This window comes from Solirubrum puertoriconensis, assembly GCF_001483135.1.
Lineage (GTDB): Bacteria > Bacteroidota > Bacteroidia > Cytophagales > Hymenobacteraceae > Solirubrum > Solirubrum puertoriconensis.
The window spans coordinates 46,706-69,754 of the sequence record NZ_LNAL01000003.1; the positions used below are offsets into that span (position 1 = coordinate 46,706).

Genomic DNA, 23,049 nt, shown 5'->3' on the forward strand with positions numbered 1-23,049 from the left:
GCAGCAGCAAGCCATACTACATGGGGGTAGCCTCCTGAAGGCGGCGGTTTACCTCGTCCCAGTTAATCACGTTGTAGAACGCCTGGATGTAATCGGGGCGGCGGTTCTGATAGTTGAGGTAGTAGGCGTGCTCCCAAACATCGAGGCCCAGCACCGGAATGCCCTTGCAGCCCGAGTCGGGCATCAGCGGGTTGTCTTGGTTTGGCGTGGAGCAGATTTGCAGGTTGCCGTCGTTCATTTTGCAAAGCCAAGCCCAGCCCGAGCCGAAGCGCGTGGTAGCGGCTTTGGTGAACTCCTCCTTAAACTTGTCGTAGCCGCCGAAGGTCTTCTGGATAGCGTCGGCAATGGGGCCGGTAGGCTCGCCGCCGCCGTTCGGGCCAATTACTTTCCAGAACAGGTCGTGGTTCCAGTGGCCGCCGCCGTTGTTGCGAACGGCAGCCGGAGCCTTGGCAATGTTATGCAGGATTTCCTCGAGCGACTGGTTTTCCATTTCAGTGCCCTGGATAGCGTTATTCAGATTGGTAACGTAGGCCTGGTGGTGCTTGCTGTGGTGGATTTCCATCGTGCGCGCGTCGATGTGGGGCTCCAGGGCATCGTAGGCGTAAGGAAGCTGGGGCAGTTCGAAAGCCATAGCGTTGTGTGGTTTTGGGGATGGATAGTGTGAGAATCTTGGGTGGTTAACCGCCGAAACCGGCCGCGGGTTACGTGCTAGTACGGAGGCGGCCAAAAGTAGCTATTTCCGCTTGTCGGCAAAGAAGCGCTGCATTAAAGCTGCGCACTCATCGGCCAGTACGCCCGTAAGCACTTGGCACCTGGGGTGCAGCAGTTGCCCGTGGCGCGAGTAACCCACTTTGGGCTCGGGGGTGCCATACACCACGCGTGGCACTTGCGCCCAGGCCGTGGCGCCGGCGCACATTACGCAAGGCTCCACGGTTACGTACAGCGTGCAATCGTGCAGGTATTTGTTGCCTAGGTAGTTGGCGGCGGCGGTAAGGGCCAGCATCTCGGCATGGGCGGTTACATCGCGCAGCTGCTCGGTTTGGTTGTGCCCGCGCCCGATGATCTGGCCGGTGCCGTTGTGCGCTACTACCGCGCCAATTGGGATTTCGCCTTGAGCAAAAGCCAGCTCGGCTTCGCGTAGGGCCTGGCGCATGAGGCGTTCGTCGTGGGCGGGTGGGGGCATAAGCGCAAAAATAAGTAGAGGTGCTCAGGCACGAAAAAGCCCCGTCCACTGCCGACGGGGCTTTTCTTAATCCGGATTTGAGGACATCAGGGACATCTTAAGATGGGTTGATACAGGTAGAAAGTGCTGCTTTTGAGAAAATTTAACCGTATCCCTTGCCAGTAAGTAAACTGGTTTATTTGCTCGCCACATTCGTTGAACAGACGCAAAACCGTTTTCTGGCCTTTGTAATCAACCAGCACCCACGCCGTCAGAATGTTCCGAATTGTCTGCTTGACATGCTCTGGGTTATCCATCAGCGTCTTGTAGTCCCACTCCGGAATTTCATTTGTGCGGTCGAGGTAAAATGTGAGTCCGCTTTGCGACAGTTCAAACCAGATGGGAATGGCATTGCTTGATTGCTGAGCCAACTCAAACGGCATATAAAACTCAGAATCAAAGTGCGGTTTCTGAGCGAACAACGGGTTCTTCAGAAGCCCGGGTTGCCCAAGCTCCTGAAGCACTTCGTCAAATAGGTGAAGTATGTCAACTAATTCAGCACGCATTGACAGTTACGCCTTCTTTTCTTCCGGCGCCTTCACGTTGTCGTCGGGGTTGCGGTCGATGAGCTTGTTGAAGGGGTCGATGCCGACGCGGTCGGGTTTCTGCGGCACGGTAAACTCCAGGCGGTTGAGGCCCGGCACCAGGCGGCGTTTTTCGAGCAGCATCGGCACATCCTGGTAGCTGCCGTCTTTGCCCTTTTTGCGGGTAATTACGCCCACATCAATAAAGTCGCGCGCTTTCATGTCGGGCGTTTCGTTGCCCAGCGAGTCGGCGTACAGCTTCTTGGTGTTCACGGTGAACTGCACCCGGTATTGGCCGTTGGGCAGCTTGCGGTACGAGGCCGAATCGACCTTGTTCTCGTACAGCGTGATGCGCTCGAACAGGTCGGTAACCAAGTACTGCAGCGAGTCGGGGGTGTGCTTGCGGATGTACCCCAGGAACTCTACCGAAGTGGTATATGGCGCGCGTTGGAAGGCTACTTTGTCGCGGTACTCCTTGATGGCGGCGTTTACGGCCTTCTCGCCTAGGTAGTCCTGCAGGGCGTACATCACCACCGAGCCTTTGCGGTAGTGGATGTAGGGCTGGTTTTCGACCAGATACAGCGGCACTTCTTTCTTACGCTCGGTGGTGCGGCCCGTGAGGTAGGAGTTCAGCTCGTACTTCAAGAACTTCTTCATCTTCTCCTCGCCGTAGATGTGCTTCATCACCATCAGGGCGCTGTACTGGCTTAGCGTTTCCGACATGAGCGTGCCGCCCTGCACGTTGCCGCCAATAATCTGGTGCGCAAACCACTGGTGCGCCACCTCGTGGGCAGTTACGTACAGCGGGTAGTCGATGTCCTTGGGGTCGGTCGAGTCGACGTGAGCCACAAAGCCGATGCTCTCGGAGAACGGAATGGTGTTCGGGAAGGCTTGCGCAAACGAGTTGTACCCCGGGAACTCCAGAATGCGCACCTGCCGGTGCTGGTAGGGGCCGAAGTTGGCAGTGTAGTACTCCAGGCCCTTCTGCACGCCCTTCACCATGCGCTTCAGGTTGTACTCGTGGCCGGGCTGATAGTAAATCTCAATCGGAATGTCCTTCCACTTATCCTTGTACACGGCGTAGCGCGCCGACAGAAACGAGTAGAAGTTAAGGATGGGCGCAACCATTTTGTAGTGGAAGTAGCGGCGGCCGTCCTTGGTCCATTCTTTCTGCAAGTAGCCCGGGGCAATGGCAATCTGGTCGGGCGAGGTGCTGACGGTCGTCTCAAACCGAATCCAGTCGGCCTCGTTGCTGATGTAGGTGTTCATGCGCGCCGCCGAATCGTGCACCGAGGCCATGCGCGGCTTGGGTTGCAGGCCCTGGTCTTTGCGCAGGTCGTCGTCGGCTAGCTCCAGGCCATCCTGGTAGCCGATGTGGGGCAATAGCTGAGTGCCCACGAAGGTGCCGTTGGCCACCATGTTGGTGTTGGATCCGCGGTTGCGGAAGCCCGGGTTGGTGTAGGCCATGTCGAAGTGCAGCTGCACCGAGTCGCCGGGCTGCAGGGGTTGCTGCAGGCGCACAATGCGGTACACCACCTCGCCCAGCTTTTTGTTCAGCACCTCCTTGGCGGGGCGGGCCAGCTCCAGGCGCTTCACTTCGGCGTCGGACTCGTGCAGGAGCTGCACCGAATCAATAGCCACCTTTTCGCGGTTGAGCAGCCAGTACGTGCCTTTGAAGTGCACATCGCGCTCGGCGGGGTAAATGTCGGCTTCAATGTTCACGGCCGTAATGCGCGGCTGCGGGCGCTTCTCGAAGCGCTTAAACTCCCGCTCGTACTGCGCCTGCAGCTCCTCGGTTTCGTCGGAGGTGCGGTACTCGTTCAGCACGTTGGTGTTGTAGAAGATGTAGCCGCCCATGCCCGCAAACACCAGCAAAGCCACGCCCGCTACCCCGCGCAAAGCCGGCGACATAGAAGAGCGCGCCTGTGCCCAGCGCCACGAGAAGCGCGTTTCGGTACCGCGCGGCCACAGCAGCGACGAAGCCAGGGCCAGCAGCACGGCAAACGCCCCCCAGTACAGCTTAAAGGCAAAGTACGGCCACACAAAATGCCCGTAGCCGTTCATGGCCGAGTAGCGCACGCCGGGGTCGGAGTTGAAGGAGTACAGGTTGTGCTCCAAGCCCAGCTGCCCTTTGAAGAGATTAAAGGCGTAGTACAGGATCATGATGAAATGGCCCATGTACTTGTTGTTGCAAAGCACTTGCACCAGCATGGCCAGCACGCACATAATCCAGAAATCAAGCAGCTGGAAGCCGAACAGCTCCTTCAGGTACACATCAATCTCGTAGTTGAAGTACCCTTTGAAGGTTTGCAGCGTTACGCCGCACACCAGCACCACCGCCAGCAGCACCACCTGAATGAGCATCAGCGCGCCGAGCTTGGCCGAGAACGGCACCCAGCCCGGCATGGGCATGGCGTCGTAGATCTGGTGAATCTGCGAATCACGCTCGCGCCACACCAACTCACCCGAGTAAAACGTGATGATGATGAGCATGAACAGCGAGAACGAGCCGCCCAGTACTTGCACCACCACCGGCGTAACGGGGTAGGTGTTGGTGCCGAACATCTGGCCCACTTGCATGCCGGCTATTATCAGGAACAGCACACCCGCGCCGGCAATACCCATAAAGTACACGCTGCGTACCGTGCTCAGGAACTCGAGCCGCAGCAAACGGCCAAACTGCGCCCAGGCCAGCCCCGCGGTAAAGCGTGGCGTAATGCGCGGCAGCTGCAGGCCCTTGGGCGCATCTGCTACACCTAGGGCACCCGCTTTGGGCCGCGGCCCCGAAGCCGAAGCATTGGCAAACGAGAAGCGGAATACGAAGTAGCAAGCAGCCAGCATGAGCAGCGAAATAGCCATCCACAGCAAGCGGTTTTGCACCAAGTAGTCGCTCCAGGGCAGCAGCATGGCGTTGCGCTCGGCTACCGTCCAGTAGCGTTGCGTGAGGTACACGGCGCCGCCGCCCATCGGGTCGAGCAGGTTTTGCAGCGTGTCGTTGTCGATGTCCTGCTGCAGGGTTTGGCTGATGGAGTACAGCACAAAGAACCCGATACCGCCCAAGTATACCGCCAAAGCCGAACGCGTAAGAGTAGCGCCGGTAAAGAAGATGGCCCCCGTAAACAGCAGGTTCGGGATGATGATGGTGAGGTAGGGATGCAGGTAAGCGGCCAAGTGGTTAGGGCCAATCTTGGCCTCATCGAGGCCGGGCCAGTACGTAGCCAGCCAAGCACCTAGGCCCGCGCCGGCAAACACAAGCAGCAGCACCACAAACGAGCCCAGAAAGCGGCCGCCTAGGTAGCCCAGCTTGCTGATGGGCGCGGTATAGTAGAGCGAGTGCGTGCGGTGCTCGAAGTCGCGGAACACGGGCGTGCCCATGATGGCCGACGTAACGAACACGCCAAACATGCTGATGGCCGTGAGCAGCCAGTTAATCTGGTACGGCGAGTTGGCCAGCACTTTGCCGCCGGCGGCGTCGCCCACTACAATGCCCCCGCCGAACAAACCACCCAGGGCGAGCATCAGCATGAAGGCCATCAGGAACATGAGGCCGAAATAGATGTACGTGGCCGGCCTTTTCAGGCGGTAGCGTAACTCAAACCGGAATATCTCTCCGAACATGGTCGAGTGAAGTAGAAGTTGACGATGAACGGGTGGGTTAGGCTACTACCGATTTGGCCGCTACTCGCTCGGCCGCATGAATGCGCGCGAAGTACACGTCTTCGAGCGTGGGCTCCACGCCCTCGAAGCCGTTGCCGGGCTGCGCCACGCTGTGCACGTGAATGATGGTTTGGCCCGCAAACAAGCGCGACGATATCACCGAGAACTGCTCCTGGTAGCTGCTGAGCTCCTCTTTGCGGATGAGGCGGCGCCAGATTTGGCCGCGCATTTCCTCGATGGCCTGCAGCGGGTCGCCGGTGTACAGCACTTGGCCTTTGTTGATGATGGCAAACTGGCGGCACAAATCCGACACGTCGGACACGATGTGCGTGCTCAGAATCACGATGCGGTCTTCGCCGATTTCAGCCAGCAGGTTATGGAAGCGGTTGCGCTCGGTGGGGTCGAGGCCGGCCGTGGGTTCGTCCACAATAATCAACCTGGGGTTGCCCAACAGGGCCTGTGCAATGCCGAAGCGCTGCTTCATGCCGCCCGAGTAGCCGCCCAGGTTTTTGTTGCGCACGTTGTAGAGGTTGGTTTGGTGCAGCAAGGCATCAACCACTTGCCGCCGCTCGCTTTTGTTGCTGATGCCCTTGAGTACGGCAAAGTGCTCGAGCAGCTCGGCGGCCGTTACTTTCGGATACACCCCAAACTCCTGCGGTAAGTAGCCCAGCACCTGGCGCACGCGCTCCGGCTGGTGCAGCACGTCAATATCACCTAGGCGGATAGAGCCCGAATCGGCCTCTTGCAAGGTCGAAATCGTGCGCATCAGCGACGATTTGCCGGCGCCGTTGGGGCCAAGCAAGCCAAACATGCCCGGCTCGATGCGCAACGATACATCGTTGAGCGCTTTGGTGCCGTTCGGGTACGTTTTGGAAAGGTTTTCGATGACCAGTTCCATGCGAGTATGAGGGTTAGGGTGTGGAAAGCAAGAGTAGATTGTGGATAATATATCGGCGTTTGGCCGTGCGCATTACACCCACAAGCATAAAAAAAGCCCGTTGGGTAAAACCCAACGGGCGAAAGATGCGTATTCGGCCGCCTTTGTCGCCTAAAAAACGAAGCGGATCGGCAAATTTATTTCAAGGCAATGCTCTGCATTACGGCCTGGGCCACCGGCTGGTACTGCTTCTGCTCCTCAATGGGGCTGTTGAAGTGGAACACGTACAGCTGGTCGCCCGAAATGGCGTACTGCATCAGCTGGTAACGCTTCAGCGGGGCCATCATCTCGCGGCCGCGGCGGTTATCGGTCAGCGTCGAGACAAACTCCAGCACCACAAAATCACGCTTGTTCACGGTACGAATGTCCTTGCTGATGAAATCGACCTTGGTGTAGGTACGTTGCAGGTTCGATTCGTACACTTTCAATAACAAGGCGTAGTCGCGGTCGGTGAAGGTGGTTTGCTTGTTGGCAATGCTAAAATCGACGCGGCCGGCCGGGTTGCTAAACACGGCCAACGGCTTGCGCGCGGCGGGGTACTTAGAGGCAATGGCATCGTCGGGCAGCGGCTGAAAATCTTCCGGCACGCTCACCGTCAGGTTTTTCGCCACCTGTACTTTCTTCAGATTGGGGGCTACAAAAGCTACCAGTAGCAGGAGCAGCGGCAGCAGCCACAGGGTGGGGCGGAGGGTATTTCGCGAAGTGGTCATTGATTTATGCATCGTCGGCAAAGTAACGCAGCTACGCCCAACAGAATTTCGTGCCAATTCATTTGCCGAACCAACGGCCTTGCTCATGGGGCAACAAAAAGCCTCCGATACCCAGGGCATTGGAGGCTTGATGAGGTGGCGAAGCGAAGTGTAGCGCGGGCTTCAGCCCGCGTCTGCCAGAACGGTGTCGTTGTTGCGTTTATTGTTCAACTTCAATCGTGCGCGCAAACGCGGGCTAAAGCCCGCGCTACACCTGTTGGTTAGCGGCGGCCGCGCTTCTTCTTGGTAGCAACCGGCGTCGAGGGGTACTTTATGCGCACCTTCTTCCAGTACAGGTAATTATCAATTTTTGCCTCTACCAAGTAGGTGCCGGCCGGAATGTGGCCTAGGTCGACGGGGGCCCCGGTGTGGGTAGCCGGGTCGAGGTCCTCGGTGTAGATAGGGTTGTTCTTGTAGTCGGTAACGGTGAGCTTACCGGGCTTCGTGAATTGCTGCGTGAAGCTCAGCAGCACCGAGTTGGAGTTGGGCTTCGGGAAAATATCGATGCCCGAAAGCGTTTCTACGCGCTTAACGGCGCCATCGAGCACCACCGGCTCGGCCGTCGACTTGGTTTTGATTTCGGTGCCCGTGGTTTCCGACTTGGTTTTCGTCTTCACCTTGGTTTGGGCGTGGGCGGCGGGCAAGGCCAGGAGAGTAGCAGCGACGAGCGACAGCGCAAAGCGTTTCATATCGGTGGTAAGAGTAAAAAATGCGAATCCGTGGAGGGCTGAACGGCCCTTTGCAGAATCCGGGCCAAAATTAACGAAGCTCTTTGTACGTACCCATCGGCCGCACGGCTTGCCTATCTTTGCCGCCTCCGATTTAGTTGTCCGGCTGCCCGCCCTAGGGGGTGGGCCTACCTCTGAGCTTATGCTTCGAACCAATACCTGCGGTGAACTCCGCCTAGCAAATGTTGGCCAAACCGTTACGCTGTGCGGCTGGGTACAGCGCACCCGCGACAAAGGCGCCGTGCTTTACCTGGATTTGCGCGACCGTTACGGCCTTACCCAGGTAGTATTTGAGCAAGGCGTGGAGGCCGACGAGCTGCGCGAGCAAGCCCGCAACCTAGGCCGCGAGTTTGTGGTGAGCATTACGGGCCGTGTAGCCGAGCGCTACAACAAAAACCCCAACCTGCCCACCGGCGACATCGAAATCCGCCCCGAGGCGGTGCAGGTGCTTAACCCGGCCAAGCTGCCGCCTTTCCTCATCGAAGACGAAACCGACGGCGGCGACGACCTGCGCATGAAGTACCGTTACCTTGATTTGCGCCGCAACCCTGTGCGCCGCAACCTCGAGCTGCGCCACCGCCTGGCCCAATCGGTGCGCCGGTACCTCGATAACCAAGGCTTCCTGGAAGTAGAAACCCCGGTGCTCATCAAGAGCACGCCCGAAGGCGCCCGCGACTTTGTAGTGCCCTCGCGCATGAACCCCGGCCAGTTCTACGCCCTGCCGCAGTCGCCCCAAACATTTAAGCAGCTGTTAATGGTGTCGGGCTTCGACCGGTACTTCCAGATTGTGAAGTGCTTCCGCGACGAAGACCTGCGCGCCGACCGCCAGCCCGAATTCACCCAGATCGACTGCGAAATGGCCTTCGTTACGCAGGAAGACATTCTGCAAACCTTCGAGGGCATGACGCGCCAGATGTTTGTGGAGGTGAAAGGCTTCGACCCGGGCGAGTTTCCGCGCATGAGCTACGCCGATGCCATGCGCCTCTACGGCTCCGACAAGCCCGACACGCGCTTTGCCATGCAGTTCGTGGAGCTGAACGAGGTAGTAAAAGGCCACGGCTTCCCGGTGTTCGACAGCGCCGAGCTGGTGGTGGGCATCAACGCCGCCACGTGCGCCCAGTTCACGCGCAAGCAACTCGATGAGCTTACCGATTTCGTGAAGCGCCCGCAGGTAGGCGCCACCGGCTTGGTATACGCCCGCGTGGAGCAAGATGGCAACGTGAAATCGTCGGTTGATAAGTTCTACTCGCAGGAGGTGCTGCAGCAATGGAAGCAGGCTTTCAACGCTAACCCGGGCGACTTGCTGCTCATCTTGGCCGGTCCCGCCGACAAAACCCGCAAGGCCCTGAACGAGCTGCGCCTCGAAATGGGCCAGCGCCTAGGTCTGCGCAACAAGGAGGACTTCCGCCCGCTGTGGGTGGTCGATTTCCCGCTGCTCGAGTTCAACGAGGAGGAGGGCCGCTACTACGCCATGCACCATCCCTTTACCTCGCCCAAGCCCGAGGACATTCCGCTGCTCGATACCAACCCCGGTCAGGTACGTGCCAACGCCTACGACTTGGTGATCAACGGCGTTGAAATCGGCGGCGGCTCCATCCGTATCCACGACCGCAGCGTGCAGGCCAGCATGTTCAAGCTCTTAGGTTTCTCCGAAGAAGAAGCCAAGGCGCAGTTCGGATTCTTGCTCGATGCCTTTGAGTACGGCGCGCCGCCCCACGGCGGCATCGCCTTCGGCTTCGACCGCCTGTGCTCCATGTTCGGCGGCGCCGACTCAATCCGCGACTTCATTGCCTTCCCAAAAAATAACTCGGGCCGCGACGTAATGATTGACTCGCCCTCGGAGATTTCGGGCGCTCAGCTGAAGGAGCTCAGCATTGAGTCGAAAGTGGAAGCGGCGAAGTAGGCCTAGGTCGTGCCCTTACTTGATAAGCGTCAAAACCACCCTGAGCCGACAGAATGGCTCAGGGTGGTTTTTTATTCCTGTGATAAGCTGTTGCAGCATGTGCTACTCATCACCCTTATTCTGGCGATGATTGTAGCGTTAGCGTACAAAGAGTTGGTAGATAAGCCGTTCATCGAAGCTCTGCTCTTGGGGATGCTTGCATTTGTTGGCATGGCTCCATTGTGGAAGCCAACACGCCAATTAGGAAAGCCTCAGATCAAACTCAGCAAAGAAGGCATTTGGCTGAATGAAGTAGGCTTTCAACCCTGGGGGTGCGTAGTTCCTGCTATTGAAGGCACTACAAAAATCTTAGGCGCTGATGACTACTTGTATAGTGCCAACTATGTGCATTTATATCGACGGTCCAATCCACAGGAGCGAGTAGTTGGTGCCAAGCTGACTTTTCTGGACATCAGCAAAGAGGAGCTAGCCGCTTCGTGCGAAGGCTATATGTGGAAATTAGAGATAAGCGACAGCACCTGCTATTGGCCACATAACAGGAGATTGTTCGGCGTGAGATGATTGTTGTCGAAATGCTATGAAGAGACCAGGCGGTGCGTCTGTGCAAGGCTTAATTTAAGTGAAAGTTCTTCAGGCTCCTAGGTACCAACGGGTGCCGATCAAGCAACAGCACTTGCTGAATGGCTAGGGCAAAAACAACCAGAATGGCAATCTGCAGGTTGCTCAGCAGGGTGGCGTTGCTCTCGGTAGTGGCCGAACTCTCCGACAGCTCCTGGCCAACCTCCAGCTGAATTTGGCTCAGTTTGGCTAGTTCGGTGTGAATGGTGTTGAACTCGCGGGCGAGCTGCTGCACCTCAGCCACCGAGGGGCTATTGGCAGCGGCCAGCAGGTGTTTCTCGTGGGCGTTGTAGCGGTGCAAATTGCGTTTGAACTCCTGCAGCACACGGTTTTCTTCGACCACCAGGTAGGTTTGCTCGTAGCGGCTCACCAGTGAATCAATTTTTACGTTGCGGCCCGCCAGCTGAATGGCGGCGTAGCGCTGCTGCTCCGCGGTGGGGTGCCCTAGGTAGCTGGCCAGCAACTGCTGCTTGGCATACATCAGGTCGTTGAGCTGGAACAGGCCCGTAGCCGGAAGCAGCCGGTCGTTGTACAACGACGTGGCCGACGTGGTGGCGTCGTGCATCAGGCGCTTCTCGATTACGCTGCTGCCCAGTACCACCAGCAGCACCACAAAAAACAAGAAGGCCGGCTTGGCTTTATGATGAATGCGGTAGAGAGGACTCATGGCGGGTGAGGGAGTGGTAATCCTATATAAGATAAGGAAAAAACCGGCCCTAACCTAGGCCGCAGCGCTTGCAGCTTTGGTGCTGCTGCTGCCTTATTTATGGTGCGTTTGGCAAGCTGCGATGCGCCCGCTTACTTGCAGTAAATGACGCGTTTTGGGTTTCTGCAGCTACCAAGGCTGTACTTCTTGCTAGCAACGTGCTGCTGGCTGCTTGCCAGCTCGTGGGGGCTGGCTCAAAATCTTACGTTCCGTACCCTGACGTCGCAAAACGGGCTGTCGGAAAACAACGTGTACGCCATTGTGCAAGACCAGCGCGGGTTTTTGTGGCTGGCCACGCAAGATGGCCTCAACCGCTACGATGGTGCCTCGTTTCGGGTGTTCCGTAGCGACCCGCAAGTGCGCGGCAGCCTCGGCAGCAACTTTGTGCTGGCCCTCGCTGCCGATAAAAAAGGCGGCGTGTGGGTGGGCACCGGCGGCGGCGGCTTGGCATGCTTCGACCCCCTTACCGAACGTTTCCGCATCTACGAAACCGGCGGCCCCGGCACTCTGGCCGATAACTTTGTGCGCGCCGTGTACGCCGACCGCCAAGGCCGTATTTGGGCGGGCACCGAAGGTGGCTTGCACCTGCTAAACCCCACCACGGGCAAGTTTCGGTTATTTAAGCACAGCGCAAGCGTAAGCGGCAGTGTGCGTGGCAACTCTATCCGCAGCATTGCCCAAAGCGCCGATGGCCGCGTGTGGGTAGGCACCGGCGAAGGTCGCGTGAGCTACGCCAACGAACAAACGGGCGAGCTTGTGCCGCTGCCCAACTGGCAGCACGGCGACGCTATAAAGGACTTGGAGCCTACCACTGATAACGGCCTGTGGGTGGCCACCGAACACACCGGCCTGTACTACCTAGGGCTGAACACCAACCAACAGGTGCATTACCAGCACGAGCCTGGCAAGGAAGGTGGCTTGCCCACCGACGACATCCGCAACTTGTTGGTTGATAGCCAGGGGCGGCTGTGGGCGGGCACGGCTGCGGGCTTGTGCCGTTACAATACTCGCACACGTGATTTTGAAGTGTGGCGGCACCAGCAAAACGCACCGCGTGGCCTGCCCACCGACAGGGTACACAGCATATTCGAAGACCGCTCGGGCTTGTATTGGGTTGGCACGGAGCAAGGGCTTTCCAGCTTCGACCCACGACCCAACGCTTTCACGCAGCCCATTCCGCACCGCGTTACAGGGCCTATTTGGTCTATGGCCGAAGATGCGCGGCGCAACCTATGGTTCGGCTCCGAGGCCCTAGGTCTGCACCGACTCGAGCCGCTCACGGGCCGCATCACCACCTACCGCAGCAACGAAAACGACCCCGAAAGCCTACCCGAAGATTTTATTCGGGCCTTGCTGCCCGACCGCGACGGCCGCCTGTGGGTGGGTACGCAAAGCCAGGGCTTGGCCTACCTCGATCCGGCCACCGGGCGTTTCCGCCGCTTCCGCCACAACCCCGCCGACCCAACCAGCCTCTCCGACGATTTTATCCGCTGCATTTACCAGGATAAGCAGGGCCGCTTGTGGGTAGGCACCGAGGGCGGCCTCAACCTCTTCGATCCGGTAAGCGGCCGCAGCGCCGTGTACCGCCACAACCCGCGCGACCCGCGCAGCCTAAGCAGCAACTTTGTGCGCTGCATTTTTCAGGATAAGCGCGGGCGTATATGGGTGGGCGTGGGCGGCGGTGGCTTGTGCTTGTTCGATCCGCGCACCGGTCACTGCCGTACGTTCCGGGCCAACCAAACCGATCCGCACAGCCTCAGCAACAACTTTGTGCGCTGCATGCTCGAGGACGAGCAGGGGCGCTTGTGGCTCGGCACCGAAGGCGGCGGGCTTACCTGCATGGTTGATGCTGAAAAGGGCCGCTTTGTAACGTACCGCGAGCGGCAGGGCTTGCCCAACAACGTCATCTACGGCATGTCGGCCGATGGGCGGGGCGGGCTTTGGATGGCCACCAACAAAGGCGTGGCGCAGTTTACGCCCAACACCGGCAAGTTCCGGACCTACGACATGCGCGACGGGCTTCCCCAAGACGAGCACAATGCCGGGGCCTACCTGCGCACGGCCGATGGCCGCCTGCTATTTGGGGGGCCTAACGGAGCCGTGGCGTTTTACCCCACGGCCGTGCGCCACAACCCCGTGCCGCCGCCGGTGGTACTCACGCGGTTCCGCAAGTTCAATCAACCGGCTGAGCTCGACACCAGCATCACCGAAAGCCGCGAAATTCGACTCACCCCGCGCGACTACTTGTTCTCCATCGAGTTTGCGGCCCTCAACTACCGTCTGCCCGATAAGCACCGCTTCATGTACAAGCTGGAGAACTTCGACGACAACTGGATCGACGCGGGCAACCAGCACCAGGCCACCTACACCAACCTCGATCCTGGTACTTATACCTTCCGGGTGCGCGCTGCCAACAACGATGGCGTTTGGAGCCCCAACGGCACGGCGCTGCGCCTGATTGTGGAGCCGCCGTGGTACCAAACGTGGTGGTTCCGCATCTTGGCCAGTTGGTTCGTGTTTGGCTTGCTGTTTCTGGCCTACCGGGTGCGCGTAAGCCAGCTGCTAGCCCTCGAGCGGGTGCGCCACAACATTGCCCGCGACCTGCACGACGACATGGGCTCGACGCTCAGCTCCATCAGCATTCTGAGCCAGTTGGCCCGCACGCACCAGCAGCGCGGCAGCGTGGAGCAGTCGTCGCAGCTGCTCGAGCAAATCGGCGAGTCTTCGCGGCGCATGCTCGATTCGATGGACGATATCGTGTGGGCCATCAACCCCGCCCACGACAGCATGGAGTCGGTTACCTCGCGCATGCGCTCCTTTGCCTCCGATGTGCTCGAGGCGCGTGGCATAGATTTTATATTTAAGGTAGCGCCCGAGGTTACCGAGCACCGCCTGCCGATGCGGGCCCGCCGCGAGTTTTTCTTGCTTTTCAAGGAAGCCGTAAACAACCTCGCCAAGTACTCCAAAGCTGAGTTTGCCTCCATCAAGCTCGACTACGAAAACCGCCACCTAGTGCTGCGCGTGCAAGACGACGGCGTGGGTTTCGACCCGAACGCGCCGGCGCAGGGCGGCGGCAACGGCATGACCAACATGCGCAGCCGCGCCGCCGCCATCAAGGCCAGGTTGCACATCGATACTGCGCCTGGCCAGGGCACCAAGCTGGAGTTACTGGTGCCAATGAAGTAAGCTTTGGAACAGGTGGTTGCACCTAGGCGGCATCACATCATTATGCGAGGCGGCGCGTTGGGGCTTTGTCTACCTTGCAGCATCCAGTCCGCTCTTGTATCCACCACCGTTCAGCATATGGAAGCCGCTACCCGCGTACTCATCTACGAAGACAATCCCGACCTACGCCTTAGCCTTAGCCACCTGCTGGGCGGCACTCCCGGCCTCGAGCTGGTAGGGGCCTTAGGTAACTGCCAGCAGGTAGAAACCGACATTCCGCGCCTGAAGCCCGATGTGGTGCTGATGGACATCGACATGCCCGGTATCAACGGCATCGAGGGCCTAAAACGCATCAAGGCCTCGCAGCCGAAGGTGAGCGTCGTGATGCTCACGGTATTCGAAGACAACGACCGGGTGTTCCAGGCGGTGTGCGCCGGTGCCGATGGCTACCTGCTGAAGAAAACGCCCCCGGCCAAGCTGCTTGATGCCATTGGCGAGGTGCGCGCCGGCGGCGCGCCCATGACGCCGGCCATTGCCCGCCAAGTGCTGCGTTTGTTCCCGAAACCAGCCGCCCCGCGTCAGCAGGAAGACTCGCCAGCCAACCTAAGCGCCCGCGAACAGGAAATTTTGGGGCTGTTGGTAGAAGGCTACAGCTACAAAATGATTGCCCACGACCGCGGTATTTCGCTCGATACAGTTCGTTCGCACATCAAAAAAATTTACGAGAAGCTGCACGTGCGCTCCATGACGGAGGCCGTAAGCAAGGCCCTGCGCCAAGGGCTTACCTAGTCTCAGGCAGTTTCCTAGGTACCAAGGCTTGCTTCACAACAGGGCAGGGGTGAGCGGGCTCACATCGTATCACATCATCATGTGATTGTGCCTCCCCCCAAGGCTACTGATCTTTACCCTATCAGACTCTCGCAGTCAGTTTGTTAGCTCACTCTTTCGCCCGACGCCTATGTCAACGAAATCCCGAAAGCAGCTGCTGATTTCCTTGCTGGGCTTGTGCCTCACCGGCCGCCCGGCACTGGCTTAGCGCGGTACCGCCGCCTAGCCCCGACACACCTCTTGCAGCCCGGCAGCTGCACTTGGGGAGTGAGCAAAACATACACCCGCCCGGTTGGTTGAAGCACCAGCTGGGCGGGCTTTTTTGTGGCCAGCATAGCCAATTTTCTGGTTGCGCACGTTTGATAGTTAGCTCGGCTGCGGGCTATCTTCGTTACCGCGCCCCTGTTCCACCGTGCCCTATGCAGCTACTCCGCAACCTCAAGCTCACCGACGTTTTCGTGCTCGACATTGAAACCGTGCCCTGTGTAGGTTGCCACGACGAGCTCGATGATATGCTGCGCCACCTGTGGGAGCACAAAGCACAGAGCCTGCGCCGGCAGCAGGGCTTCCCCAGCTGGGGCGCCGAGGAGGTTGAACCCATGCCCGACCGCCTTTCGGCCGCGGCGTTGTTTTCGCAGGCAGGCATCTACGCCGAGTTTGGCCGCGTGGTGTGCATTTCCCTAGGTTGCTTTTATTACGACAAGCAGGAGCAGCTGCGCTTTCGGGTAAAGAGCTTTGCTGCCGACGACGAAGCCACCCTGCTGCGCGAGTTTGCTGAGGTGCTCAGCCGTAAGCCCGGGCATATGTTGTGCGCCCACAACGGCAAAGAGTTCGATTTTCCGTACCTCTCGCGCCGCATGATGATAAATGGCGTGCTGCTGCCGCCTCAGCTCGACATTGCTGGCAAAAAGCCTTGGGAGGTAAACCACCTCGATACCATGGAGCTGTGGAAATTCGGCGACCGGAAATCGTTTACTTCCCTGGCCCTGCTGGCCGCAATGTTCGGCATTCCAACACCCAAAGACGACATCAACGGTGCCGACGTGGCCCGCGTGTACTACGAGGAGCGCAACCTACCCCGCATTGTGAAGTATTGCCAGAAGGACATCATCACCACCGCCCGCGTGCTGATGAAGTTTCGGGGCGATGAGCCCTTCGACGACGAGGCAGTGGTGTATGCCGACCAGCCCGAAATGTCGGTTTTGCGGTTAGCGTAGGCCATATCACAGCTAAGCAAGAAAAAGGCAGCCCCGCGGGGCTGCCTTTCATGTTTGTAGCAGGGAATATTGATGTGGATAACTATGTTAATATGTTGATAAATTATTGTATTATTATCTATGGTATAACTCATATCCCCTAAGTCATGTCGCAGAATGTGTTGGAGGAAGTCTTGGCCTGTTTCACGGCGCCGGCCGTAAGCCAGGTAAGCGCAGTGGTGGGAGAAAGCGAAACAGGCATCAGGAAAGCTTTGCCCAAAGTAGTGCCGCTGGTACTGAGCAACTTTATTAAACTCTCGGAGCAAGTGGGTGGCAGCGAGGTAATCTGGACGATGGCACACGATGCCTACCGTGCCGATATCCAAGCCGATGTGTTGGCTGCCGAAAACGAAAGCAGCCCAGCACACCGAGGCCAACAGCTCATCCGCTCGCTACTGACGGAGAGCAACCACCGGCGCATAGGCGAAATAGCCCTGGAAAGCGGCTTGCGTCATGCCGCGGTTGAGCGAGTGTTGGGGATTGTAGCTCCCGTAATGCTGGGCGTATTGGGCCAGTACGCTACCACGCAGCCGCTCGATGCTTCAGCACTAGGCCGCTGGTTGCAAACCCAACGCAGCAGTGTTTCGGGCTTGCTGCTAACCGAGCGGGAGCGTGGCTTGGCTGCGCCGCAGCCCGTACCCGCCGAGCCTAGGCGTGCTGCACCGGCCGTGCACGAGCCAGTAGGAGCATCGGAGGGCTTTCCGCAGCGGCAGTGGCTGTGGCCGGCGCTACTAGTATTGCTGGCGGTGCTTACCGGATTTTTTCTGGGGCAAAACCGCACTGCACCCATTGCCAGCTTGCCAACCGCTAATTCCTACACAGCCGGCCTAGGTGCCGCCAACGAGCCCGCAGCACAAAGAGTAATGCCCACGCGCTCAGCCGAAAACCTAGTAGCCGACGACCCCACAACCACCGCAGTTAGTGGCCGTTACGACGTCACCACCGAAAACTACATTTACGATACCGGCAAACCAGTGCAGCTCACGCTGCTGGGCGGCGTTACGCACACAGTAGGCGTCAATTCCACCGAAAACAAGCTCTATCGATTCCTGGCCGATGCCAATGTGCAGGTCGATTCCATCAACCGCACGAAAGGCTGGATCAACTTCGACCGGGTGTATTTCGATGCCCGCAAAGCCACGCTTACCGACGAATCAATGGCGCAGCTACGCAATGTAGCCGATATCCTAGAAAGCTTCCCAGACTCACGCGTGAAGATTGGCGGCTATACCGATACCACGGGCACGTTCTTGCAAAACCTTAAGCTAAGCGAGGAGCGGGCTACCGTGGCTATGGCCGCGCTGGTTGACCTAGGTGTGCCCGCAAACCGCATCGAGGCCAAGGGCTACGGGCAGAAATATCCTGTTGCCAGCAACGAAACGCCGGTGGGCCGGGCGCTCAACCGGCGCATCAGCATCCGCGTAACTCAGAAGTAAGCCCAACTGTAAAGCACAAAAAAGGCAGCCCAGTGGGCTGCCTTTTCTTATTCGTAGCTCGAAAAGCCAGCTTTATACGTTAAGTACGCCTTCCACAATGCCGGGCATTACGCCCAACAGCACCGTAATGGCAATCAGCAGCACCAGCACGGCCGACTGAAAACCGCCTACTTCAACCGGTGCATTGTCGCCTTCGGGAGCTGAGCGCATGTACATGGCAATGATGGGGCGCAGGTAGTAGTAAATACCTACTGCCGACATTACCACCGCAAAAATCACCAGGCCGATATAGCCCTCTTGTGCGGCGGCCGCAAACAGGTAAAACTTACCGAAGAAGCCGCCCGTGAGCGGAATACCAGCCAACGACAACATCGCAACCGTCATGGCAAATGATAACAGCGGATTGGTGCGCGCTAGCCCATTCAAACCTTCGTAGTCGTCGCGGCCGCGTTGGTCGTGCACCAGCTTCAGCACAGCAAAGGCGGCAACCGTAGCCACCGAGTAAGCCAGCGAGTAGAAGAAAATAGCGTTTGACGACAGATTGCCGCTGCGCAGTGCTACCAGCGCCAGCAGCAAATAGCCAGCGTGCGAAATGCTCGAGTAGGCCAGCATGCGCTTGGCGTTGGTTTGCGCTACAGCGCCTACGTTGCCAATCAGCAGCGTGAGCACCAGCATAGCCGTGAGCGTGGGCAACCACAGGCTCATGGTGTTGTCGCCGAAGGCAACGAGCAGCAGCTTAAAGAAACCAGCTATGCCGGCTGTCTTCACCACCGTGCTCATAAAGCCCGTGAAGATGGTGGGCGCACCTTCGTATACGTCGGGTGTCCAGAAGTGAAAGGGGGCCGCCGAAATCTTAAAGCCAATGCCAATCAGCATCAGCAGAATGCCGATGTACAGCATGGGGGTTAGCGACGCATCGGCAGTGGGCAGGGCGCGAGCGGCTACTCCCAATTGGTCGAGCGCGAAAGTTCCGGAAGCACCGTAGATCAGCGCCATGCCAAACAGCAGAATGCCAGTGGCAAAAGAGCCCATCAGGAAGTACTTGAGGGCTGCCTCGTTCGAGCGCAGGTTGTTCTTATCGGAGCCGGCCAGCACATACATAGCAATGCTGAGGGTTTCGATACCTAGGAAGAGGATGAGCAGGTTGTTGTAGCTCACCATCATGATAGCACCTACCAGCGAAAACAGCATTAGGCTATAGTACTCGGCCAGGTTGGGGTTGCCTTCGCGCACGTACTTGTGCGAAAACGGCAGCAACAGCAGCGTTGTGAGCACCACCACCGCAGTGAATACCTGCGCGTAGCGGTCGAAGATGAGCATGCCGTTGAAGTAGGGCGAGGCATTCCAGGCGGCCAGCGGACCGGTGGTGTCAATGCCCGAGATGTTCACGGCAAATACCACTGCCAGCACCAGCAGCACTGCTGGCAGCAGCAACCGGTTGGAGCGCAGAAAACCTAGAAACAGGTTGGCCAGCCCGGAAACAGAAAGCAGAATAATCGAGAGCATGAGTCGGGTGGCTTAGCGGTTGATTAGCACCAGCAGCTTGTTCACGGCGGGCTCCGAAATGTGCAGGAAGGTGCCGGGGAACAGGCCGATCCAGAATACCATCAGGATGAGCGGGACGAGTACGGCTAGCTCAGCGCCAGTTAGGTCGCGAATCACGCTCGAGAACGACGAATCGGGACCAAGCATTACGCGCTGGAACATACGCAGCAAGTAAACCGCACCAAAGATGATGGTGAGACCAGCTACGGCGCCCAGCCAAGGGTTGTACTGATACACGCCCATCAGGAGCAGGAATTCGCCCACAAAGCCGTTGGTAAGCGGCAGAGCAACGGTACCCAGCAGGATTACAAGGAAGGTTACTGACAGCAGCGGGGTAGCGCGGGTTAGGCCACCTAGCTCGGGAATTTGGCGGGTGCCGGTGCGGCGCTCGATAATGTCAGAGATGAAGAACATGCCTACCACGTTTACACCGTGAGCGAGCATCTGCACGGCGGTGCCCTGCAAGCCAACGGCCGTGAGCGAGAACATACCGGCAATCATCAGGCCTACGTGCGAGAGCGACGAGAAAGCAATCAGGCGCTTCATGTCACGCTGACGAATGGCGATAAGCGCACCGTAGATGATGCCGATAACGGCCAGAATCATCACCACCCAACTCCACTGGCTAACCCCTAGGGGCACGATGGGCAGTACCCAACGCATGGTGCCATAGATACCCATTTTCAGCATAATGCCCGAGAGCAGCATGGTAGCCGGCGTGGGGCTCTGCTCGTAGGTGTCGGGCTGCCACGAGTGCAGCGGGAAGATGGGCATTTTCACGGCGAAGGCCGAGAACACCAGCAGGAATACCCATGATTGCTCGGCCGCCGAGAGGCGCAAGTTGTAGAAAGCGGCTAGGTCGGAGCTGCGCACCGCACCATTAGCACCAGTCATGTAGTACAGGTACACAAAGCCGGCCAGCATCAATAGCGAGCCAACGACGGTGTAGATGAAAAACTTAAGTGTAACCTGCACCCGACGCTCGCCACCCCACACACCGGCGAGGAAGTAGATCGGAATGAGTGCCACTTCCCAGAAGAAGTAAAACACGAACGCATCCATGGCCACAAACACGCCAATCAGGCCCGTTTGCATGAACAGCACCAAGGCGTAGAACACCGAGGGGTTCTCGTAATCGTGGCGGAATGAGGCCAGCAGAATCAGCGGCACCAAGAAAGCGGTGAGTAGCACCAGCAACAGGCTCAGGCCATCAATACCGATATGGAAGTTGATGCCAACTGAAGCCAACCAAGGGTAGTTGATTTCGAACTGTGGCTGGGAGTTAACCTGGAACTGGATGGCCATAAATACGGCCAGCGCCAGTTCGACCAGCGAAGCGCCAAAGGCCAGCGCCCGCGCGGCGTTGCCCCGCACAAAGTGCAGCAGCAGCGCAGCGGCCACGGGCCAGATAAGCAGAAGGGCAGTCAGCATTAGCTAAGCAGATTGTTCTTTTGACGTTCGAACTCCTCAGAGGTAATTACGCCTTGGTCGCGCAAGTCCCGAAGCTTGGAGAGTTCATCCGCAACCGAGGTTGCGCCGGTGGCATAAGCAGTAGGTGCGAGACTTGTCTGTCGACGAACCGCTAGGTACAAAGCGATGAACCACCCGATAATTGACCAACCTGCTAGCAAATTCACTAAGAGGATGATTAGGAAATCAGGTCGCTTCCGGCCAATGATTGATGGAAGGAAGTAGAGCAGCCCAAGAGGAATAAGGAAGACCATTACGAGCAGCAATTCGCCACCGCCCAGGTCACCTAGAAAAAGCAGCAAAGGCTTCATCATGGGCTGCTAAAAATTAGAAGTGGATGAAATTCAGGGCCAGTACTACCACAATGCCGATTACCATCAGCAGCAGGTAGGTTTCAACGCGGCCGGTTTGCAGATTGCGCAGCAGCTGCGAGCTACCCATTACCAAACGACCTAAGCCATTCACGGAGCCATCTACCACGCGCTTTTCCACGCCATCGTGCAGGCCGCGCGAGAGGAACATGGAAGGACGCACGAACAGGGCGTTGTACAGCTCATCGACGTAGTACTTGTTGTACACCAGGTTTTCGAAGAAGCCGCGTGGCTGGTTCTCCTCGGCCGGGCGGCTGCGGCGAGCCACGTAGAGCACGTACGCTAGCACAATGCCCAGCACACCGGCTGCTACCGAGAAGCCAATGAGCATGTACTCGGTAGCGTGGTCGATTTCAGCACCGAAAGCTTCGGGGCTTAGCTGGCGCGAGTAGTTGAACAATGGCGCCAGGAAATCGGCCAAGTAGCCTTTGCCCAAGAAAAGCGTCGCATTCATAAAACCGCCTACGGCAGCCAGAATGGCCAGGATGATGAGCGGCAGCGTCATGCTAGCCGGCGACTCGTGCAGGTGGTGCTTCTGCTCCTCGGTACCGCGGAACTCGCCGAAGAAGGTGAGGAACAGCAGGCGGAACATGTAGAAGGCCGTCAGGAAAGCCGTAAGCAGGCCAATGCCCCACAGCACTTTGTTGTGCTCATAGGCGTGGGCTAGAATCTCATCTTTCGAGAAGAAGCCCGAGAACGGCGGAATGCCCGAAATAGCCAGGCAGCCGATCAGGAACGTGAGGAAGGTAATCGGCAAAGCCTTGCGCAGGCCGCCCATGCGGCGGATGTCCTGCTCGTTGCTCATGGCGTGAATCACCGAACCGGCACCTAGGAACATCAGCGCCTTGAAGAAGGCGTGCGTGAGTACGTGGAACAGCGACGAGCTGTAGCCCATTACGCCCAGTGCCAGGAACATATAGCCCAGCTGCGAAACGGTGGAGTAGGCCAGTACCTTTTTGATGTCGTTTTGGGCTATGCCGATGGTGGCCGCGAACAGCGCCGTGATGGCACCAATCCAAGCTACTACCTCCAGCGTGTCGGGCGACAACGTGTAGAGTACGTTGGAGCGTAGCACCATGTAAATACCAGCCGTTACCATGGTAGCGGCGTGGATAAGCGCCGAAACCGGCGTGGGGCCGGCCATAGCGTCGGGCAGCCAGGTATAGAGCGGCAGCTGCGCCGATTTACCCATAGCACCCACGAAGAGCAGCAACGTAATGGCCGTTACTACACCTGCGCCAATCTGCATTTGCGAGGCTTTCTGAAAAACCTCGCCGTACTGCACCGAGTCGAAGGTGAAGTAGATCAGGAAGATGCCCAGCAGGAAACCTAGGTCGCCAATGCGGTTGATGATGAATGCCTTCTTGGCGGCGTTGTTGTAATTGGTGTTCTGATTCCAGAAGCCGATGAGCAGGTAGGAGCAGAGGCCCACGCCTTCCCAGCCAATGAACAGAATCACGAAGTTGGCGCCCATTACCAGCACCAGCATTGAGAAAACGAACAGGTTAAGGAAGGCGAAGAACTTGCCTACGTTCTCATCGTGGTGCATGTACCCGATGGAGTACACGTGGATGAGGAAGCCTACGCCGGTAACCAGCAGCAGCATGATGAGGCTGAGTTGGTCGATCTGGTACGCGAATGGGATGCTCAGCGAGCCGACCGAAATCCAGTCGAACAGGTGCACCACGTAGGGATACTGGAACGTGGTGAACAGGTACACCGAAATCAGGAACGAACCCAGAACGGTGGCGCTGCCGATTAGCCCGGCTACCGTGCCCGAAAGGCGGCGGTTGAGCAAGCCGTTGATGAGAAAGCCCAAAAACGGCAGCAGCGGAATAAGAATGTAGAGCAGCGGCGAGCCGGTAAAAACGGCGAGAGGCGCTTGTTCAGCCATGAGCGTCGATGTGCTGATGTGCGTTGTTTGCGTGTCGGCC

The 23,049-nt window shown here is 58.2% G+C and carries 18 protein-coding genes; 6 read left to right on the plus strand and 12 right to left on the minus strand.

Features of this window, described 5'->3' with window-relative positions; genetic code table 11:
- Positions 1-16: 16 nt before the first annotated feature.
- The 7 genes from ASU33_RS00580 to ASU33_RS00610 all read right to left on the minus strand — a co-directional run bounded on the left by ASU33_RS00580 (position 17) and on the right by ASU33_RS00610 (position 7,778).
- Positions 17-631, minus strand: coding sequence for a superoxide dismutase (locus ASU33_RS00580; RefSeq protein WP_059067107.1), 615 nt, complete (start codon positions 629-631; stop codon positions 17-19).
- 102 nt (positions 632-733) lie between these two features.
- Positions 734-1,183 (minus strand): nucleoside deaminase, encoded by a 450-nt coding sequence (locus ASU33_RS00585; protein ID WP_059067109.1) that lies wholly within the window; start codon positions 1,181-1,183, stop codon positions 734-736.
- An 86-nt stretch (positions 1,184-1,269) separates the two neighbouring features.
- Complete coding sequence (locus ASU33_RS00590; protein WP_059067111.1) at positions 1,270-1,728, minus strand: hypothetical protein; 459 nt, start codon at positions 1,726-1,728, stop codon at positions 1,270-1,272.
- Between the two features lie 6 nt (positions 1,729-1,734).
- Positions 1,735-5,364 (minus strand): M1 family aminopeptidase, encoded by a 3,630-nt coding sequence (locus ASU33_RS00595; RefSeq protein ID WP_059067113.1) that lies wholly within the window; start codon positions 5,362-5,364, stop codon positions 1,735-1,737.
- A 37-nt stretch (positions 5,365-5,401) separates the two neighbouring features.
- On the minus strand, positions 5,402-6,301 hold the full coding sequence (locus tag ASU33_RS00600) for an ABC transporter ATP-binding protein (protein ID WP_059067115.1): 900 nt from the start codon (positions 6,299-6,301) through the stop codon (positions 5,402-5,404).
- Between the two features lie 176 nt (positions 6,302-6,477).
- Complete coding sequence (locus tag ASU33_RS00605) at positions 6,478-7,050, minus strand: hypothetical protein (RefSeq protein ID WP_059067117.1); 573 nt, start codon at positions 7,048-7,050, stop codon at positions 6,478-6,480.
- Positions 7,051-7,310: 260 nt separating this feature from the next.
- On the minus strand, positions 7,311-7,778 hold the full coding sequence (locus tag ASU33_RS00610; RefSeq protein WP_059067119.1) for a T9SS type A sorting domain-containing protein: 468 nt from the start codon (positions 7,776-7,778) through the stop codon (positions 7,311-7,313).
- Between the two features lie 181 nt (positions 7,779-7,959).
- Here ASU33_RS00610 and aspS point away from each other — a divergent pair, with 181 nt between their 5' ends.
- Together aspS and ASU33_RS00620 are read left to right on the plus strand one after the other, a co-directional pair.
- Positions 7,960-9,720: an aspartate--tRNA ligase gene (aspS, locus tag ASU33_RS00615; RefSeq protein WP_059067121.1), complete on the plus strand. Its 1,761-nt coding sequence runs from the start codon at positions 7,960-7,962 to the stop codon at positions 9,718-9,720.
- Positions 9,721-9,729: 9 nt separating this feature from the next.
- Positions 9,730-10,281 carry a hypothetical protein gene (locus ASU33_RS00620; RefSeq protein WP_149866972.1) on the plus strand — a complete coding sequence of 184 codons (552 nt, stop codon included), beginning with the start codon at positions 9,730-9,732 and terminating at the stop codon, positions 10,279-10,281.
- Between the two features lie 49 nt (positions 10,282-10,330).
- On the opposite strand, the gene ASU33_RS00625 is transcribed toward ASU33_RS00620, so the two are convergent.
- The gene (locus tag ASU33_RS00625; protein WP_059067124.1) at positions 10,331-11,005 is read right to left on the minus strand and encodes an MCP four helix bundle domain-containing protein; all 675 of its coding nucleotides are present in this window, start codon (positions 11,003-11,005) and stop codon (positions 10,331-10,333) included.
- A 144-nt stretch (positions 11,006-11,149) separates the two neighbouring features.
- Between ASU33_RS00625 and ASU33_RS00630 the strand changes: the two genes are divergently transcribed.
- The 4 genes from ASU33_RS00630 (at position 11,150) to ASU33_RS00645 (ending at position 17,729) form a co-directional block, all read left to right on the plus strand.
- On the plus strand, positions 11,150-14,230 hold the full coding sequence (locus tag ASU33_RS00630; protein ID WP_059067126.1) for a sensor histidine kinase: 3,081 nt from the start codon (positions 11,150-11,152) through the stop codon (positions 14,228-14,230).
- Between the two features lie 117 nt (positions 14,231-14,347).
- Positions 14,348-14,998, plus strand: coding sequence for a response regulator (locus ASU33_RS00635; RefSeq protein ID WP_059067128.1), 651 nt, complete (start codon positions 14,348-14,350; stop codon positions 14,996-14,998).
- 458 nt (positions 14,999-15,456) lie between these two features.
- On the plus strand, positions 15,457-16,254 hold the full coding sequence (locus tag ASU33_RS00640; RefSeq protein WP_059067130.1) for a 3'-5' exonuclease: 798 nt from the start codon (positions 15,457-15,459) through the stop codon (positions 16,252-16,254).
- A 146-nt stretch (positions 16,255-16,400) separates the two neighbouring features.
- Complete coding sequence (locus ASU33_RS00645) at positions 16,401-17,729, plus strand: OmpA family protein (protein ID WP_059067133.1); 1,329 nt, start codon at positions 16,401-16,403, stop codon at positions 17,727-17,729.
- A 72-nt stretch (positions 17,730-17,801) separates the two neighbouring features.
- Here the strand turns inward: ASU33_RS00645 and ASU33_RS00650 are convergent, their stop codons facing one another.
- The 4 genes from ASU33_RS00650 to nuoL are packed head-to-tail and all read right to left on the minus strand — an operon-like array spanning position 17,802 to position 23,009.
- Entirely contained in the window at positions 17,802-19,235 is a 1,434-nt protein-coding gene (locus ASU33_RS00650) for an NADH-quinone oxidoreductase subunit N (RefSeq protein WP_059067135.1), read from the minus strand.
- A 12-nt stretch (positions 19,236-19,247) separates the two neighbouring features.
- Entirely contained in the window at positions 19,248-20,705 is a 1,458-nt protein-coding gene (locus tag ASU33_RS00655; protein WP_059067137.1) for a complex I subunit 4 family protein, read from the minus strand.
- Positions 20,705-21,058 (minus strand): superinfection immunity protein, encoded by a 354-nt coding sequence (locus tag ASU33_RS00660; RefSeq protein WP_059067139.1) that lies wholly within the window; start codon positions 21,056-21,058, stop codon positions 20,705-20,707. Before ASU33_RS00660 ends, ASU33_RS00655 begins: the two co-directional genes overlap by 1 nt.
- Before the next feature lie 13 nt (positions 21,059-21,071).
- Positions 21,072-23,009, minus strand: a complete 1,938-nt coding sequence (gene nuoL, locus ASU33_RS00665; protein WP_059067141.1) for an NADH-quinone oxidoreductase subunit L — start codon at positions 23,007-23,009, stop codon at positions 21,072-21,074.
- Positions 23,010-23,049: the final 40 nt, after the last annotated feature.

What these genes read in the sequence shown, in the direction of transcription:
- ASU33_RS00595 (WP_059067113.1), bottom strand. Translation starts at nt 5,364, where the DNA reads ATGTTCGGAGAGATATTCCGGTTTGAGTTACGCTACCGCCTGAAAAGG.
- ASU33_RS00655 (WP_059067137.1), bottom strand. Translation starts at nt 20,705, where the DNA reads ATGCTGACTGCCCTTCTGCTTATCTGGCCCGTGGCCGCTGCGCTGCTG.
- ASU33_RS00650 (WP_059067135.1), bottom strand. Translation starts at nt 19,235, where the DNA reads ATGCTCTCGATTATTCTGCTTTCTGTTTCCGGGCTGGCCAACCTGTTT.
- ASU33_RS00645 (WP_059067133.1), top strand. Translation starts at nt 16,401, where the DNA reads ATGTCGCAGAATGTGTTGGAGGAAGTCTTGGCCTGTTTCACGGCGCCG.
- ASU33_RS00610 (WP_059067119.1), bottom strand. Translation starts at nt 7,778, where the DNA reads ATGAAACGCTTTGCGCTGTCGCTCGTCGCTGCTACTCTCCTGGCCTTG.
- aspS (WP_059067121.1), top strand. Translation starts at nt 7,960, where the DNA reads ATGCTTCGAACCAATACCTGCGGTGAACTCCGCCTAGCAAATGTTGGC.
- ASU33_RS00580 (WP_059067107.1), bottom strand. Translation starts at nt 631, where the DNA reads ATGGCTTTCGAACTGCCCCAGCTTCCTTACGCCTACGATGCCCTGGAG.
- ASU33_RS00600 (WP_059067115.1), bottom strand. Translation starts at nt 6,301, where the DNA reads ATGGAACTGGTCATCGAAAACCTTTCCAAAACGTACCCGAACGGCACC.
- ASU33_RS00635 (WP_059067128.1), top strand. Translation starts at nt 14,348, where the DNA reads ATGGAAGCCGCTACCCGCGTACTCATCTACGAAGACAATCCCGACCTA.
- ASU33_RS00660 (WP_059067139.1), bottom strand. Translation starts at nt 21,058, where the DNA reads ATGATGAAGCCTTTGCTGCTTTTTCTAGGTGACCTGGGCGGTGGCGAA.
- ASU33_RS00640 (WP_059067130.1), top strand. Translation starts at nt 15,457, where the DNA reads ATGCAGCTACTCCGCAACCTCAAGCTCACCGACGTTTTCGTGCTCGAC.
- nuoL (WP_059067141.1), bottom strand. Translation starts at nt 23,009, where the DNA reads ATGGCTGAACAAGCGCCTCTCGCCGTTTTTACCGGCTCGCCGCTGCTC.
- ASU33_RS00625 (WP_059067124.1), bottom strand. Translation starts at nt 11,005, where the DNA reads ATGAGTCCTCTCTACCGCATTCATCATAAAGCCAAGCCGGCCTTCTTG.
- ASU33_RS00605 (WP_059067117.1), bottom strand. Translation starts at nt 7,050, where the DNA reads ATGACCACTTCGCGAAATACCCTCCGCCCCACCCTGTGGCTGCTGCCG.
- ASU33_RS00590 (WP_059067111.1), bottom strand. Translation starts at nt 1,728, where the DNA reads ATGCGTGCTGAATTAGTTGACATACTTCACCTATTTGACGAAGTGCTT.
- ASU33_RS00585 (WP_059067109.1), bottom strand. Translation starts at nt 1,183, where the DNA reads ATGCCCCCACCCGCCCACGACGAACGCCTCATGCGCCAGGCCCTACGC.
- ASU33_RS00630 (WP_059067126.1), top strand. Translation starts at nt 11,150, where the DNA reads ATGACGCGTTTTGGGTTTCTGCAGCTACCAAGGCTGTACTTCTTGCTA.